Below are 556 nucleotides of genomic sequence, written 5' to 3' on the forward strand. Positions count from 1 at the left end.
CGGATTTGCCTGGATAACCAGCCTACATGCTTAAACCGGGACAACCGTCGCCCGGCTAACATAGCCTTCTCCGTCCCCCCTTCGCAGTAACACCAAGTACAGGAATATTAACCTGTTTCCCATCGACTACGCCTTTCGGCCTCGCCTTAGGGGTCGACTCACCCTGCCCCGATTAACGTTGGACAGGAACCCTTGGTCTTCCGGCGAGCGGGCTTTTCACCCGCTTTATCGTTACTTATGTCAGCATTCGCACTTCTGATACCTCCAGCATGCCTCACAGCACACCTTCGCAGGCTTACAGAACGCTCCCCTACCCAACAACACATAGTGTCGCTGCCGCAGCTTCGGTGCATGGTTTAGCCCCGTTACATCTTCCGCGCAGGCCGACTCGACCAGTGAGCTATTACGCTTTCTTTAAATGATGGCTGCTTCTAAGCCAACATCCTGGCTGTCTGTGCCTTCCCACATCGTTTCCCACTTAACCATGACTTTGGGACCTTAGCTGGCGGTCTGGGTTGTTTCCCTCTTCACGACGGACGTTAGCACCCGCCGTGTG

At 54.9% G+C, this 556-nt stretch carries 1 rRNA gene; it reads right to left on the minus strand.

The annotated features are described in order from the left end of the window. Positions 1-556 (minus strand): 23S ribosomal RNA (locus ABD169_RS16115); the annotation flags it as partial.

This window comes from Leucobacter iarius (assembly GCF_039530105.1).
GTDB classification, from domain to species: Bacteria; Actinomycetota; Actinomycetes; order Actinomycetales; family Microbacteriaceae; genus Leucobacter; species Leucobacter iarius.